This is a genomic window from Enterococcus sp. LJL120 (assembly GCF_054871765.1).
The window spans coordinates 1-1,250 of the sequence record NZ_JBTXLV010000040.1; the positions used below are offsets into that span (position 1 = coordinate 1).

The following is a 1,250-nucleotide window of genomic DNA, read 5'->3' on the forward strand; positions in this document are numbered from 1 at the left end:
CTGAAACTCTACCATCAAATTTCTGGTTATTGTATTCTTTAAACGATTTAACCGCGATTGTTAAATCTGTTTCAGTATCTGTTGCCCCTAAAGGAACCGTAATCGATGAATTATCATCTACTGTATAATCCACTCCGTTGACAGTCGCAGTAGAACCTTGCGGATAAGCGACACCATTTGTGTCAGACAAAGTCAAGACTGAGCTGTATGTTGTTCCAACTTCCTTGGTCACTTTAGGCGTATTGGTGACTAAAATTGGTATGCTTGCGTTGGACACTTTGACATATTGATTGTTAAAAGTACTACCCGTGGCTCCAGTAATGGAAAATGAATATTCTTTAATTGATTCTGGTATAGTAAAACTATATCCTGCTCCTGAATTATCTGTAATGATAGGTTTTGAATAATCTGGTGAATCATTGGTAGAAGAAATATTATAGTATGCTTGAAATGTTACTTTGCGTGTATTTGCATCATATATAAATGAGTAATTTAACTCTTGATTCTTTGTAATATCGAAAGATGTAGTATAATTATTGACAACAGATTTTGTTCCACTTGAATTTGTTGTCCAAATTCCTATGTAAGGAACGTTTGGATCCCCTTCATTCTTCCAAGTATCCCATACCATCGCAAGAGCATTTGGTAATCCTGCAACTCCTAAAAAACCTCCTGCTTGGCCAATTTGATCTACTTCGCCCGTATGAAAAACAATACCAATTCCATCTGCATTCTTATTGGCACCTTTAAAATGAATGGACAGTTTTCCGTTAATAGAAAAACTCGAGTCTAATTGTACTTTGTTGTTAAGATAAATTGACCCAACTTGTTGAGTCTTTTCTGACGTTAACTGGGCCCATGGCCAGCCAGTATCCCAAGTTGTAGTACCAGATAACCCAAAATTATCTCTTACGCCGGCTAAGTCGTTAATCTCTTGATATTCGGTCGTAACTGGATAAACAGTTTCTGAAGCCGCAATTACCGTGCTTGGTAAAAGCCATAGACAAAAAAGACCGACTATACATGTTATGCCCCATCTTAACTGTTCCCGTATCTTTTTCTTCATCTCTCTCCATCCTATCCGTCTTTACTAGTATTTCAGTGTGTTTTTCTGTTTAAACCTTGGATTGTTACAGTAACTTTCTCGCAATCCTTAAGACTTAATGATTACTTGAAAGTTGTACTGTTGTTACTGATTCGGAACTAAGCAGTTGGGCTATCTGTACCAGTGTCAGACAATACCCAAGTCA

At 37.2% G+C, this 1,250-nt stretch carries 1 protein-coding gene; it reads right to left on the reverse strand.

Features of this window, described 5'->3' with window-relative positions; genetic code table 11:
- Positions 1–1,066 (reverse strand): lectin-like domain-containing protein (locus ACYSNU_RS18905; RefSeq protein WP_416207891.1); only part of this gene is annotated, 1,066 nt, incomplete at its 3' end.
- Positions 1,067–1,250 lie beyond the last annotated feature (184 nt).